This window comes from Ensifer sp. 4252, assembly GCF_050434565.1.
Taxonomy (GTDB): domain Bacteria; phylum Pseudomonadota; class Alphaproteobacteria; order Rhizobiales; family Rhizobiaceae; genus Ensifer.
Genome location: NZ_JBNDIU010000054.1, coordinates 1 through 12,063, shown reverse-complemented (window position 1 = coordinate 12,063; position 12,063 = coordinate 1). Strand labels below are relative to the sequence as shown.

Genomic DNA, 12,063 nt, shown 5'->3' with positions numbered 1-12,063 from the left:
CGCTTGAGCGTATCGCCGCAGGTTGGCCATCAAGCGATCTCGACGCTCTGATGCCCTGGAACTTCAAGAAGTAACGGCCTCACGTCACCGCTTACAGATCGGCGCTTACGAAAATCGATCCAAATCCGCCGCTATGCCTGTCCGCGACTCACATGGGGAACTTCGGGTCAAGAACTTTTAAAGGTCCATCGCATGTTTCCTTCGGTCGCTCTTTCGGCATCCAAGGCTGAGCCTGTTCGCGTGAACGGGCCTGTTTCCATTGCCGGTTCAAACTCACATTCGGTCGCCGCGCCGGGCGGCTGCACCATCATTCCGCTTGCGTTGCGGCAAAGGCTCAGGAGGACGAGACCATTCTTAGTAGCGGCGTTTGAAGCCATGTCGCGGATCGGTTCGTCCCCCTGGATCCGCCGGGATTGATCGCTCCTGGAAGATTAGAGAATGTAGCTTGTGTGCATTGTCAGGCCGTCTTTAACACCGCGCCCTCGATGACAACGCCGGCGATCACGTATTTCCATTAGAGAAACCAACAATTTGCGTGCCAGCGCCACGATCGCGCTCTACGCTGCATCATCACGCCGCCATTCCATTAGTAGGGCCTTGCGACCATCAGCCCACGCGGCCGGCTGATCGCGCGAAGAGGCAGCGATGGCACTGTCTGGAATGCCACTTTTCTCGCAAGTTTTCCGCGGTAATTCTGGGTAATGCAACCACCTATTGCCGCGATGGCGAATTCTACCTGTAGAATACATGTCACGTTGCTAACCCCTCAAAACGCGCTAAATTAGCAGCACCGCAGGAGAGCCTGGCGACCGCCTCAGCTCCTCTTCGGATATTGAATCCTGGGAGTTGCCTTCTAACGAAATCGCGAACAATCGCACGGCGCTAAAATGGCTGCCATGTTTTCTCTTGTCTCAACTAACAGTGGAGAATGCGATGTCATTTTTATGTGAAATTTCCGGTAGCAGCCGGTTCCGCCGGCTGGGCCAAATTGTTCTTCTCACGGCGTCACTTGCCTCTCTTGCCATCGGCGCGCGCGCGGCGGAACAGATCACCGAGGCAGAAGCAGAGTCGATTGCGGTGGACGCCTACGTCTATCTCTATCCGCTCATTTCGATGGACGTCACACGGAAACAGTTAACCAACCTGGAAGCCGGCAAGATGCCTGGCTTCGGGCCAATGAACGGCTTCTCGAACTTTCCGGAATTCCCAGGCGCCGATGTCAGAGTGGTCGTACGCCCGAACTTCGATACCTTGTATTCGTCTGGGTGGCTCGATCTTACCAAAGAACCGGTGGTCATATCTGTCCCTGACACGGGCGGGCGCTACTATCTCTTGCCGATGTTGGACATGTGGACCGATGTTTTTGCGTCCCCCGGCTGGCGGACAACCGGGACCGAAGCTGGTCATTTCCTGATAGCATCGTCAGGTTGGAAGCCCGATCTGCGGGACAATTTCGACGAGTTCAAGCTACCGAAGGGAACCCAGAGGATCGATGCGCCGACCCCCTATGTCTGGGTCATCGGTCGCACTAAGACCGATGGCCCCGCAGACTATGACGCCGTTCACAAGATTCAGTCGGAGTACCGGATTACGCCTCTCTCTCAATGGGGCAAGGATCCTCAGCCCGCTACAGTAACGGTCGATCCGGCGGTTGATATGAAGACGCCGCCGAAAACCCAAGTCGATACAATGTCGGGAGAAAAATTTTTCGCCTACGCGGCCGAACTTCTTAAGCTGCACCCACCCCACAAAACTGATCAACCAATCGTTGCTCAGATGAAGCGCATTGGGATCGAGCCGGGCAAGCCCTTTGAATTGGATAAGCTTGATCCTGGGGTTCAGGCTGCAATCAAGAAAGCGCCCGAACTGGGCCAGCACCTGATGATGTGGAAACTTGCGACCCTCGCCCGTATTGCCAATGGTTGGTCGATGAACACCGATACAGTGGGCGTGTACGGCAACTATTACCTGAAACGCGCGATCCTCGCGCAACAGGGGCTCGGAGCAAACTTGGTGGAGGATGCTATCTATCCGCTCAACCTGGCGGATGGCGAAGGAAAGCCGCTTGACGGCTCAAATAAGTACGTGATCCGTTTCGAAAAGGGCGCCACACCTCCGGTTCGCGCATTCTGGTCGATCACTCTCTACGACGCAGAAGGCTTCCAAGTGGGCAACAGCCTGAACCGTTTTGCCGTCAGTAGCTGGATGCCCTTCAAATATAACGCGGACGGTTCGCTGGAATTGTATTTTCAGAACGACAGCCCTGGAAAAGATAAGGAGGCCAACTGGCTGCCCGCTCCCAAGGGAGCTTTCAACCTGACCATGCGCCTCTATGCGCCATCCACCGACGCCCTTTACGGCAAATGGAACCCACCGGCAGTTACGAAGGCCAACGCCCTCTCGGCAGTAACCGCTCAGTAATCAGTACAAACGAGACGATCGAGCCCCGGAGGGGCCCGATCGTCATGGCCAAACGCTGACCGCAGAAACGTAACTTTGCGAAAATGCGCGAACTCTCGCACCTGGGCAATCTGCTGGCGTTCTGGTTCCGGAGGGCCCGCGAACAGTCAACGAAAACAATTGTCTACCAGATGGGTTAGCAAGCTCTGCGGCGCCTTGCAGAATGCGCAGCGCGCCCTAACATATACTGCAGGAGGAAACGCCATGCCGAAAATCGCCGGACCTAAACATCCGAAGTGTCACCCCCATCGTGACCTGCAATGCCAGGAGGCGATCGCTGATGAATTCCAGCTCCTGATCGACAGGATCGAGGCAGCCGGGTGGTCGCGGGAAGAGGCCTCATCAGCGTTGATCGAGCTGGCGGAAAACCATTACCTCTCGATCAACGCTGAGACAGAAATGTTTGAGCTCGGTGCGGGCGTCGTGCTGCTAGCACCGAAGCATCACTGAACACCCCAAAAATCGAGTCGTTGAACCGATCGGATTGGTGCCCATCAACCGACTGCTTCCGCCATAGGGTGCGACGGCGCATTGTCCTACTACGAAGCACCAAGCGACGAGGCCTGCATCAATAATCGGTTCGAGGTCTGCCCACAAAGCCGAGAAGTGATGCGTGTTGCCTATCGCCATCGCCGCGATGCCCTGACGACGCGCGAGTTCAATCAGCTCAGGGCGGCCGACGTCGGCAGCCAAGGGAGCAAATCCGCCGTCGCCATTTACTTGTCATAAGCCATCGGATGCTCCGTCACGAAAAGAAACCGCCATCCGGAAAGCTGGATTGCGGTTCCGAGTTGCCGGCGAGGTCAGGGGGGCAGCGGCAACTATCGAGAGCATGCCGCTCGCTCGTTAAGTGAAGATTGCGAACTGGGTGCACTTTTTCGCTACTGAGAAACTACTGGCAATGAAGTGGATCAAGTTCAGCGAACGATTCGCGGGCTCACACTGGCCAGCATCGTGATAATTACGTCCTCCAGCTTCTGGCAGAGCGTTTCATACTCGTCGAGCATTGTGGGCTCAGGAGCCCGTTGCTCGCGAAGCTCATCGCGCTTCATAGCCGCTTCGCCGTAAGCTTCCAGCAAATGGTTGATCGCAAGGAAGTTGGCTTCGGAAATCTGTTTCCGATGCCGTGGCAGCCGCATCATCATGCGGGTCCGCCCGACCTTCTCGAAATCCATCGCCTTGCTCCTCGGACTGGCGGCCATCGACGCTACGACAGATGCGGGATGTGTTTCGTATGGGCCACCAAGCCGCACTAGTTCCAGGCTTGGCTGATGTTCGATCTCCGTAGCAGACGGTCGACGTCTCTTTCGATTTCGGCGCAGATGACCTCTAAATCGTAGAGATCGGCGGGGTCATAACGGCGTGCAACGCTCAACTGATCTCGGGCTATCCAGGCCACTGCATACTCTTCAGACAACGCGCGGAGGACCAGGCCCTGTTGCCCGTCAATCAACGCTCGCAACGCTGGAAGCCTCATTTTCAAACGGGATCTACCGATCCTTTCAAGGTCCATAACGGTCTCTCCTGACCTGGCCTTGCCGCCTATCCACTATCGCATATTTCCTTGAAAACAAAAGAGGTTAACACCATGACACGACGCATCAACGCGGCGGGCCATGCGCTCGTCAAACAGTGGGAAGGCCTGAAGACGAAGCCTATCGAGACGTTGCCGGCATCTGGACCATCGGCTACGGCCACACCAGCGCGGCCAGTGCGCCTGTGGTGACGCCGAACATGGTGATAACCGAGGCGGAAGCCGAAGCGATCTTGCGCGCCGATCTCGCCACGTTTGAGGAGCGGGTGTCGCGCCTGGTCAAGGTGCCGTTGACCGACAACCAGCACGCTGTTCTCGTCTCATTCGATTTCAACACCGGCCGGCTCGGAAAGTCGACGCTGCTGAAAAAGCTGAACGATGGCGGCTATGACGCCGTCCCGACCGAGCTAATGAAGTGGGTCAACGCCGGCGGCAAGCGGTGAAGGGTCTCGTGAACCGTCGCTCGGCCGAGGCGGGCCTCATGACGACATCCGCGACGGATGTTTCCGCCGAGACTGGAGCTTACCTCGACCCCTCTTGCTCGGTTGTTAACCGCGCATACTCTAACGCACGCGCGACCGAAGTGTACGGCGGGCAGATTTTCGAGGTCAAATCCGATGGAACTTATGCACTAATGCGCGAATATCGATTCAGGAAAAAATCGACGTTCAGCCGATGGGTAAATGGCCAGCTTTGGAACGAGAAACCCCGAGTCGATCCGCCATTGTTGTACAGCTCCGGAGCTCGTTTCACCTCTTGTCGGCTGATAAAAGGACCGACCTCCAGCGAGGAGGGCAGCCATTACACGGCGAAGTGGTATGGAGCTCCGTACAGGGGAAAGGTCGAACTCTGGTTGACCTCGGATGAATCGAAGCTGAGGAAAATTCTGGCTACCTACGACGACTATTTGCGTCCAGCACCCTATGCCAGCCAGGTGGAACTGTTCAACTACGACCCCGACAACACAGAGTTTCCGAAGCCTTGAAGATGCCTCGTTGGGCCCATCTGAAGCCATTCCAGATGTCTTCTGCGCTCGCTGGACGGCTTTGTTCCGACAGTCAACGGCTACTCTGCTTCTTCCCTTCATCTGTCTGCCCGAGGTTGAATTCGTCGATAATGAAGCGGGCAAGCCGTTCGGCTCGAAGGTCCAGTTTGGGAATACGCTCTTCCATGCTCCCTTGGATAGTTAAAGATAGTCCGCCATCTGCTTGAGGGCCTCTGGATCATGGACACCGCTGCGGTAGAGTTCGATCAGACGCGCGGCGATCCGTTCGGCTTCTTCACTGTCTCGATCCAGCCCCCGGACTCGCAGAAGGGACTGGAAAACATCTTCGATCGCAGTGAAGTCGTCCGGCGTCACGATCTCGCATTGAGATCCGGATGGGTTCGGCATTTATTACCTCCCATGAGGGCGGAAGTTGATCCCAGCCTGAGCCCCGCGCGCGCTCATCTACTTGATTATGGCTCCTATGCGCAAAACCACAACCCTTCATTCCTGCGGCGAAGCTTCACTTTAGAGTGCATGGATAGTGAGAAATGACACGGGCTGTGGATGATCGAGATCGGTGATCTATAATTGTACTGAAGGCAACTGCGGCGTGAGGGTTGCCTCAACGAGAGGAGATCGCGTCATGCCGTTCCCGGCGGTTTTCACCCTCAGATCGTCGGCCGACCAGTTCGATAAAAGAGGACGTGTTCGACGAACGTGTTATATCGCACTTACCCGCTCTGGCGGGGAAGCCGAGAGTTTGGCTATCAGACTAATCGCTCTCCATGAGCGCGGCATGCGGGATTTAATAAGATGGTGTAACGGCCCGGTCGCCACAGTCCTGTGAAGGGCGGTGGCCTCCCGGTATGATGGTTTACGGCGTCAGCATTTGGGCAGCGCCAAGCATCGTAGGAGGCCACCATGTTGTACTATACGGGTATCGACGTTTCTTGGAAGCCTCGCATCTGTGCGTGGTTGATTGCGCGCTTCGCAAAAGCTGGACATTGATTCCGCTAAATCCCGGACAGCGCTGGAATGCACCCCTCGACTGAGACAAATAAATAGCGGACAGTTTCTGGATTACAGGAACTAAAAATGGTTGGAAGAAAGCCGAGATTTAGCGAACAAGAGAAACTCTCCATGCTCGTGCGGATGCACAACGGGGAGAACGTCAGCCGTCTGGCCGACGAACTGGGTATTCACCGCCAACGCTTATATGCTTGGCGTGAGCAGCTACGGACGTGTGGCAATCTGACGCCGGCCCGGTAGGGACGGCCAAAGAAACAGCCGCCGCCCGAGGCACCGCCGGACCCCCAAACTCTGGCGGCGAGCTTTGCAGTATCGGCTGAACAGCGTCGTGCGGATGCATTGGCCAAAGCCCGTCGCCGCATTGTCGAACTTGAACGCAAGATTGGCCAGCAACAGGTTGAACTCGATTTTTTTCAAGTAGCCTTGCGGCATGTGAGGGGCAGTCAACAGCAGAAAGACGCGCCTGGAGGGGCGGCGTCTTCGAAGTCATCCAGAAAATGACAGCCCGCATGCCGCAAGGCTCGACAGGAATCGAACAGATGTGCCGTCTGGCCGGTGTTAGCCGGGCGGGATACTACCGGCACTGGCAGCAATCAGCGCCGCGTCAGGAAGAAACCGGTCTACGAGATGTCATCCAAAGGCTGGCCTTGGCCAATCGGCATTATGGATATCGCCGGATTGGCGCTCTTCTGGGCCGGGAGGGCTGGCAGGCGAACCACAAACGTGTGTTGCGTTTGATGGGAGAGGACAATCTCTTATGTTTGCGCAATCGGCCGTTCGTACCCCGGACCACCGATTCCAAGCATAGCTGGCGCGTCGTCCCAAACCTGGCTCGTGGGATGGAGCTGACAGCGATTAACCAGCTTTGGGTCGCAGACATCACCTATCTGCACCTTGCCGAGCAGTTCGCCTATTTGGCGGTTGTGCTCGATGCTTTCAGCCGCAAGGTCATCGGGTGGGCGCTGGAACTCCACTTGCGGGCCAGCCTTGCAGTCGATGCCCTGAAAATGGCGATCTCCGCGCGTGCTCCAGTCCCTGGCAGCTTGATTCATCACTCTGACAGGGGAGTTCAATATTCAATACGCTTGCAGCAGCTATTCCGATATCCTCCATGCGCATGGGATCCTGCCGAGTATGAGCCGGGTGGGCAATCCGTATGACAATGCGCGTGCGGAAAGCTTCATGAAAACATTGAAGCAGGAAGAGGTGGCAGGATTGGCTTATCGAGATGCCTCTGATGCCCGGCGGCGTATCGCGAGCTTCATTGAAGACGTTTACAATCGGCAACGGCTGCATTCAGCGCTCGATTATCTCACCCTGGAGGAATACTAACAATCGCTGTCGACATCATCGAGAAATGCCGTACTTGAACTCAGCGTGTGAAATTGTCCCGCAATTTCTCTGTCTCACCATAGGGGTGCATTCCAACAGTGTCCGGATATTACCGGAAACCCTGTCCGGACTTTGCCGAAACCCGCAGTTGATGAAGCAGGGGTTGTGGTGAAGGAAGCCAAGGTTGCCAGCGAGCCAGATGCGCTGGTGGCGTGGTTTTCGACGCTTGGCCTTGTGGTGAAGCGGATTGGTCTTGAAGCCGGTCCCTTATCACAGTGGCTTTATGCGGGGTTGCGAACGGCGGGGTTTGTGTTGCTTCTTGAGACCCGGCATGTCCGCGATGCCTTTCGTTCGATGCCGGTGAAGACGGATCGCAAGGATGCCCGCGGGATTGCGCAGTTGATGCGCCTGGGCTGGTACCGGTGTAAGGTGCTTCAGAGCAAGTGGCATGATCTTGAGATGAGCCTGCGCGGCCTTTTGCGCGGCTACGGTCTGAAGGTGGGGGAGACGACCCGCAAGACTTTCGAACCAAGGGTACGTGAACTGGCGGCGGGTGTACCGGGCCTGGCGGAAGTGGCGGACGCGCTTCTCAAAGCCCGCGGCGTTGTGTTCGAGCAGTTCCGCGTCCTTGACGCGCGCGTTATTTTGCGCGCTCGAAAGGACGAACGTGCGGGTTTGTTGATGACGGTTCCCGGGGTGGGGGCCGTGATCTCGCTCACCTTTGTTTCGGGGATTGACGACCCGGGACGCTTTCGATCGTCGCGAACCGTCGGCGCACATTTTGGGCTGACCCAGCGCAAATACCAATCGGGCGAGACCGACATCACCGGCCAGGTTCGTACCGCCCTATACGAAGCGGCGAACATCATTCTGACCGGACCAGTGAAAGGCTCTCGGCTCAAGAGCTGGGCGGCGCGGGTTGCACAACGATCGGGAATGAAGAAGGCCAAGGTTGCCCTGGCACGCAAACTATCGGTCGTAATGCATCGGATGCTTGTCGATGGTACATGCTTTGACCATGCTCTTGCTGCGGCGGTCTAGGGCTTTCGGGCAGGTAACCACCACGCCCGATGGCAAGGTCCCGTCGCCGGGACGCACGGATCAAGTCAGGCCGGAGCCGTCGGTGCAGCCCTCTGGTGACTGCGCTTACTGAGATTGGTCGGCTTGGTTCGTTAGGACATCCATCATGTAGCGCCTTGGCGGCGACTACGTACAGAAGCATGAAGCCGGCGATGAGATTAAAGATTATCGGGAGTTGACAGATGGTCCGTTACAGAAGCCGACGGCTCTGACCGTGAGTCCCCACCAGAGAGATTCTGAAGGGCGGCAAACCGATTGATGAAGCGCCTGGTGGATGAGCTGGAGGTTTGAACCTTGACGCACCAGAGTGGTTCACCGATAATCAAGGTGAACCATAGAAGGTGGGGCCCATGACGGCTGCGTTTACCGTGCGTGTAAAAGATGAAACCGCGAGCAAGCTGGATCAGATCGCTGAGAAGCTGGACCGGTCACGCTCTTATATGGCTGCGGAAGCCATCGAAGCTTTTGTTGAGCAGCAGGAATGGCAGCTTGCCGAGATTGAAGCCGGGCTGGCCGAGGCCGACCGGGGTGAGTTCGCCAGCGATGAAGATGTGGCGAACGTCGTCGGGAAGTACGTCAGGTCTGCTCGTCAATCATGAGCGGGAAGCGTATTCGCTGGACGCTTCGAGCGTTGCGGCGGCTTGATGAGATCGGCGCGTATATCGAGAAAGACAATCCGGATGCGGCGGCCCGCGTCGTGGCACGGATTGTCACTGCCGTGGATACGTTAGCGGAGTACCCTGCAAGTGGGCGGCCTGGTCGTATCAAGAGCACCCGCGAGCTCGTGCTAGTCGACATCCCCTACATCATTCCCTACCGCGTAAGTCGGGACGTCGAGATTCTCACCGTCATGCACGCTCACCAAAGATGGCCGCAGGTTCTCTAGGCACGGCCAACAGAACACGTCTTTTGTTGTGGTCACGGACTACTTCTCATCAAAGATCGAGAGATGAACTTGCGGCAACCTTAACGTTTGTTCCCGTTCTGTGCGTCTGGGATCGCATAATGTATCGTCCGGAATTCCGGTGGGCCGTGGCGCGGAAAGGGTAACAGATCAACTTGCTCAAGAAGTCCGACGGCGGGCGAGGCCGTGGTCGATCCGCGACGTCGCACCCGACCTTGGCCGCTACATCCTCGAATTCTCCTATGTCGAAGTTTCTCCAGGTCAGGCCTCGACCTCAAGTCGCGCGAACTGGCAACGATCGCCGCCCTCGCGGCGCGCGGGACGGCAGCGGAGGAGCTGCCGCTCAAGGTTCACATCGCAGGCGCGCACAAAGGTAACCGAGGCAATCCTCCACATGTTTCCCCATGCCGGCTTCAGTCGCGTTCAAACGACAATGGCGTTAGCGAGGTCTTCTCCGAACGCTAGAAAAGGAGCTGGCAAAACCGGCGAGCAGGGAGGCCTGTGCCCGATGCCGAGTTTATAAATTGCAAGGCCTGCGGAAGCGTTTGCGCAGGCCCGACTACGTGCAAGTCGACGGTCGTTCGCATCCTTCAATCGCAACTTCGAGCTCAGGAAGGTGCGGGGCGTCGACTTCCGCATCGGGCTCGGCGTTGCTTGGTCCAAGGAGAACCCAACGGCTGCCCGGGATGCTATCATCGACATCGCGAAGTCGCGGGTCAGGGCCGGCAGGTGAATGGGCTACAGCCGACGATACATTCTCTCACCGGCCTCTGTCGGATTTAGCCAACTTTGACGGAGTGGACTTATGATCTCCTAGGGGCGTTTTCATTAGAGTGGATCTGATCAAGGAGTGGGATCGAACGTATCCTCACCATCGCCCCCAGAACATCTCAAAGGACCCGGTGATTTGCGAGGGGAATGTTGGCGCGAACAGTTTTGGTGTAGTCGATGTCCAAGGTAACAGAGGTGGCTCCAACGCTGTCGGGACTTTGAGCCAGAATTCGGCCCCATGGGTCGATGGCCAGGGAGTGTCCCCAGCAGAGTTTTCTTCCCTGAGCGTGCGAGCTGGTTTGGCCGACCGCCAGAAGATAGGTCTGCGTTTCGATACTGCGCGCGCGCAGCAGAACTTCCCAGTGATCCCGGCCGGTTGCCTCGGTAAATGCTGCGGGCAGGACGATAACATCGGCTCCCCGATCTCGGAGTGCCCGAAAAAGCTCGGGAAAGCGCAGGTCGTAGCAGATGGCACATCCGACGACTGCGTCGCCAATCCCGTAGGTTACAAGGTCATTGCCGCGCGCAACGTAATCGGATTCCCGATAGCTCGTTCCGTTCGGGGTATCGACATCGAAGAGATGCATCTTGCGGTAGCGGGTAATCTGTCGGCCATCGGGTCCGAATACCAACGTCGTGTTGTAGAAGTTGCTCCCGTCCTTTTCGACGATTGACCCTGCGTGAAGCGTTATGGCGTGTCTGTCGGCCAACTGTGAGAGAAATGCGTAAATTTCTCCTCCCGGGAACTGCTCGCCGCTCTCCCGCATAGCTTGGGGGTCGTCATGAAGGAAAGCAAAATACTCTGGGAGAATGACCAGTTGCGGTTTTTCGCGGGTCACTGCTTCCTCGACAAGGGCGGCCGCGGTGTGCAGGTTTTCAGTCCTGTTGTCCTGCGAGTTCATCTGGATAAGGGATATTTTCATTGTTGAATTCCGTTCCTGTCGTCGCTCAGTGGGCCGTTGAAATAAGCTCTTCTGTTTTGAGCCAGGCGTCTTTGAGACCATGCGTCAGCGCGCCGTGCTCCATCGTCAGGGCCAGCGTATGAGCATCATTTGCGAGCGCGAATTGCTTCTCGCAAACACTCCAGGCCGGCAGCAGCCAGTGCTTGCCCACAGCACGGGCCGCGTCGGCAATGATCTGCAGATCTGCAAAATCCGATTCGCTGCGCTTGTAGGAACCGCGACCGCGCCGAAGCGAAAGATCGCTCGGCCCCACGAAAACACCGTCCACCGTGTCGAGTTCTAGGATCTTGGCGATATCACGAAGTGCACCGGCATGTTCGATCATTGGATAGCAGCGCGTTCGGCTGTCCTGGTCGGCAAACCATCGGTCGTTGGGGCTGCCATAGGCGACGGCGCGACCGCCGGCAAAACTCCGGTCGCCTCTTTGCGGGAACTTAGAGAAACGGCAGATTTTCTCGGCATGAACGGCATCGAGGATGTGTGGAATGATGACCGCATCTGCGCCGAAATCCAGGGCTTGCTGGATGGGCCCGCGTTCGGGACCAAGCACCTTGGCGAGCACATCCAGTCCAAGGCCCTTGAGCAAGCAAATGAAACGGTCGAGCGTATCCAGGTCGAAAGTGCCATGCTCGATATCAAGAATTGCAGACGTGTAGCCGATAGCGGCGGATATTTCGGCGGCCGCAACATTCGGTCCCGAAAGCCAGACGGCCGATTTGTGTGGCGTGGTTGTTGTCACGATCGTTCCTTGTTTACGTTGGAGAGGCAGGAAAGAGAAAGTCCATCGGCTGCCACCGAGACAATCACCGTCCGAGAACCTGTTCGATTGCAGCCGCCGCTGCTTTCACGACGATATCGGCTTCGTCCCTCGTCAGGCATAGGGGCGGGGCGAAGCCGAGGATATCGCTTTGCGGCATGGCACGGCCGATGACGCCATGCTCGGCCAGCGCGGCGGAAACCTGCGGGCCGATCTTTTGGCTCGGTTCGAAGAACCGGCGATCGT

Annotated in this window: 17 protein-coding genes and 2 pseudogenes; 12 read left to right on the top strand and 7 right to left on the bottom strand. The window is 57.1% G+C overall.

The annotated features are described in order from the left end of the window. Positions 1-933: 933 nt before the first annotated feature. Entirely contained in the window at positions 934-2,421 is a 1,488-nt protein-coding gene (locus ABIE33_RS35675; protein ID WP_429133813.1) for a DUF1254 domain-containing protein, read from the top strand. Between the two features lie 243 nt (positions 2,422-2,664). Further along, positions 2,665-2,910 (top strand): hypothetical protein, encoded by a 246-nt coding sequence (locus ABIE33_RS35670; protein WP_429133812.1) that lies wholly within the window; start codon positions 2,665-2,667, stop codon positions 2,908-2,910. Here the strand turns inward: ABIE33_RS35670 and ABIE33_RS35665 are convergent. The 3 genes from ABIE33_RS35665 to ABIE33_RS35655 form a co-directional block, all read right to left on the bottom strand. Continuing rightward, the gene (locus ABIE33_RS35665) at positions 2,890-3,153 is read right to left on the bottom strand and encodes an Ldh family oxidoreductase (RefSeq protein ID WP_429133810.1); all 264 of its coding nucleotides are present in this window, start codon (positions 3,151-3,153) and stop codon (positions 2,890-2,892) included. The genes ABIE33_RS35670 and ABIE33_RS35665 overlap by 21 nt on opposite strands. A 224-nt stretch (positions 3,154-3,377) precedes the next feature. After that, the gene (locus ABIE33_RS35660; RefSeq protein WP_429133808.1) at positions 3,378-3,635 is read right to left on the bottom strand and encodes a hypothetical protein; all 258 of its coding nucleotides are present in this window, start codon (positions 3,633-3,635) and stop codon (positions 3,378-3,380) included. A 77-nt stretch (positions 3,636-3,712) separates the two neighbouring features. Beyond that, positions 3,713-3,973 carry a hypothetical protein gene (locus ABIE33_RS35655; RefSeq protein WP_429133806.1) on the bottom strand — a complete coding sequence of 87 codons (261 nt, stop codon included), beginning with the start codon at positions 3,971-3,973 and terminating at the stop codon, positions 3,713-3,715. Positions 3,974-4,092: 119 nt separating this feature from the next. Between ABIE33_RS35655 and ABIE33_RS35650 the strand changes: the two genes are divergently transcribed. Together ABIE33_RS35650 and ABIE33_RS35645 are read left to right on the top strand one after the other, a co-directional pair. Next, on the top strand, positions 4,093-4,437 hold the full coding sequence (locus tag ABIE33_RS35650; RefSeq protein WP_429133804.1) for a lysozyme: 345 nt from the start codon (positions 4,093-4,095) through the stop codon (positions 4,435-4,437). Between the two features lie 38 nt (positions 4,438-4,475). Then, positions 4,476-4,979 (top strand): hypothetical protein, encoded by a 504-nt coding sequence (locus tag ABIE33_RS35645; RefSeq protein WP_429133802.1) that lies wholly within the window; start codon positions 4,476-4,478, stop codon positions 4,977-4,979. 201 nt (positions 4,980-5,180) lie between these two features. Here ABIE33_RS35645 and ABIE33_RS35640 read toward each other — a convergent pair whose 3' ends face one another. Then, entirely contained in the window at positions 5,181-5,387 is a 207-nt protein-coding gene (locus ABIE33_RS35640) for a hypothetical protein (protein WP_429133801.1), read from the bottom strand. A 690-nt stretch (positions 5,388-6,077) separates the two neighbouring features. Here ABIE33_RS35640 and ABIE33_RS35635 point away from each other — a divergent pair. From ABIE33_RS35635 to ABIE33_RS35600, 8 genes and pseudogenes are all read left to right on the top strand, one after another. After that, positions 6,078-6,251, top strand: coding sequence for a transposase (locus tag ABIE33_RS35635; protein ID WP_429133800.1), 174 nt, complete (start codon positions 6,078-6,080; stop codon positions 6,249-6,251). 257 nt (positions 6,252-6,508) lie between these two features. Further along, positions 6,509-7,171 carry an IS3 family transposase gene (locus ABIE33_RS35630; RefSeq protein ID WP_429133798.1) on the top strand — a complete coding sequence of 221 codons (663 nt, stop codon included), beginning with the start codon at positions 6,509-6,511 and terminating at the stop codon, positions 7,169-7,171. Next, positions 7,146-7,343, top strand: coding sequence for an integrase core domain-containing protein (locus tag ABIE33_RS35625; RefSeq protein WP_429133796.1), 198 nt, complete (start codon positions 7,146-7,148; stop codon positions 7,341-7,343). The genes ABIE33_RS35630 and ABIE33_RS35625 overlap by 26 nt, the downstream gene beginning before the upstream one ends. Before the next feature lie 108 nt (positions 7,344-7,451). After that, positions 7,452-8,384 (top strand): IS110 family transposase, encoded by a 933-nt coding sequence (locus tag ABIE33_RS35620; RefSeq protein ID WP_429133815.1) that lies wholly within the window; start codon positions 7,452-7,454, stop codon positions 8,382-8,384. 389 nt (positions 8,385-8,773) lie between these two features. After that, positions 8,774-9,022 carry a CopG family ribbon-helix-helix protein gene (locus ABIE33_RS35615; RefSeq protein ID WP_429133794.1) on the top strand — a complete coding sequence of 83 codons (249 nt, stop codon included), beginning with the start codon at positions 8,774-8,776 and terminating at the stop codon, positions 9,020-9,022. Then, positions 9,019-9,309, top strand: coding sequence for a type II toxin-antitoxin system RelE/ParE family toxin (locus ABIE33_RS35610; protein WP_429133792.1), 291 nt, complete (start codon positions 9,019-9,021; stop codon positions 9,307-9,309). Before ABIE33_RS35615 ends, ABIE33_RS35610 begins: the two co-directional genes overlap by 4 nt. A 204-nt stretch (positions 9,310-9,513) precedes the next feature. After that, positions 9,514-9,792: a carboxymuconolactone decarboxylase family protein gene (locus ABIE33_RS35605; protein WP_429133791.1), complete on the top strand. Its 279-nt coding sequence runs from the start codon at positions 9,514-9,516 to the stop codon at positions 9,790-9,792. 127 nt (positions 9,793-9,919) lie between these two features. Further along, a pseudogene (locus ABIE33_RS35600) lies at positions 9,920-10,060 on the top strand (LysR family transcriptional regulator); the annotation flags it as partial. A 157-nt stretch (positions 10,061-10,217) separates the two neighbouring features. Here ABIE33_RS35600 and ABIE33_RS35595 read toward each other — a convergent pair. The 3 genes and pseudogenes from ABIE33_RS35595 to ABIE33_RS35585 all read right to left on the bottom strand — a co-directional run. Further along, entirely contained in the window at positions 10,218-11,021 is an 804-nt protein-coding gene (locus ABIE33_RS35595; protein ID WP_429133789.1) for a carbon-nitrogen hydrolase family protein, read from the bottom strand. 25 nt (positions 11,022-11,046) lie between these two features. Beyond that, positions 11,047-11,799: an HpcH/HpaI aldolase family protein gene (locus ABIE33_RS35590; RefSeq protein ID WP_429133787.1), complete on the bottom strand. Its 753-nt coding sequence runs from the start codon at positions 11,797-11,799 to the stop codon at positions 11,047-11,049. Between the two features lie 64 nt (positions 11,800-11,863). Beyond that, positions 11,864-12,063, bottom strand: a pseudogene (locus ABIE33_RS35585) (aspartate aminotransferase family protein); the annotation flags it as partial.

Bases quoted from the DNA above. Each gene is read 5' to 3' on its own strand.
- ABIE33_RS35635 (WP_429133800.1), top strand. From the start codon at position 6,078: ATGGTTGGAAGAAAGCCGAGATTTAGCGAACAAGAGAAACTCTCCATG.
- ABIE33_RS35675 (WP_429133813.1), top strand. From the start codon at position 934: ATGTCATTTTTATGTGAAATTTCCGGTAGCAGCCGGTTCCGCCGGCTG.
- ABIE33_RS35670 (WP_429133812.1), top strand. From the start codon at position 2,665: ATGCCGAAAATCGCCGGACCTAAACATCCGAAGTGTCACCCCCATCGT.
- ABIE33_RS35660 (WP_429133808.1), bottom strand. From the start codon at position 3,635: ATGGATTTCGAGAAGGTCGGGCGGACCCGCATGATGATGCGGCTGCCA.
- ABIE33_RS35625 (WP_429133796.1), top strand. From the start codon at position 7,146: ATGAGCCGGGTGGGCAATCCGTATGACAATGCGCGTGCGGAAAGCTTC.
- ABIE33_RS35595 (WP_429133789.1), bottom strand. From the start codon at position 11,021: ATGAAAATATCCCTTATCCAGATGAACTCGCAGGACAACAGGACTGAA.
- ABIE33_RS35645 (WP_429133802.1), top strand. From the start codon at position 4,476: ATGACGACATCCGCGACGGATGTTTCCGCCGAGACTGGAGCTTACCTC.
- ABIE33_RS35640 (WP_429133801.1), bottom strand. From the start codon at position 5,387: ATGCCGAACCCATCCGGATCTCAATGCGAGATCGTGACGCCGGACGAC.
- ABIE33_RS35615 (WP_429133794.1), top strand. From the start codon at position 8,774: ATGACGGCTGCGTTTACCGTGCGTGTAAAAGATGAAACCGCGAGCAAG.
- ABIE33_RS35610 (WP_429133792.1), top strand. From the start codon at position 9,019: ATGAGCGGGAAGCGTATTCGCTGGACGCTTCGAGCGTTGCGGCGGCTT.
- ABIE33_RS35630 (WP_429133798.1), top strand. From the start codon at position 6,509: ATGACAGCCCGCATGCCGCAAGGCTCGACAGGAATCGAACAGATGTGC.
- ABIE33_RS35655 (WP_429133806.1), bottom strand. From the start codon at position 3,973: ATGGACCTTGAAAGGATCGGTAGATCCCGTTTGAAAATGAGGCTTCCA.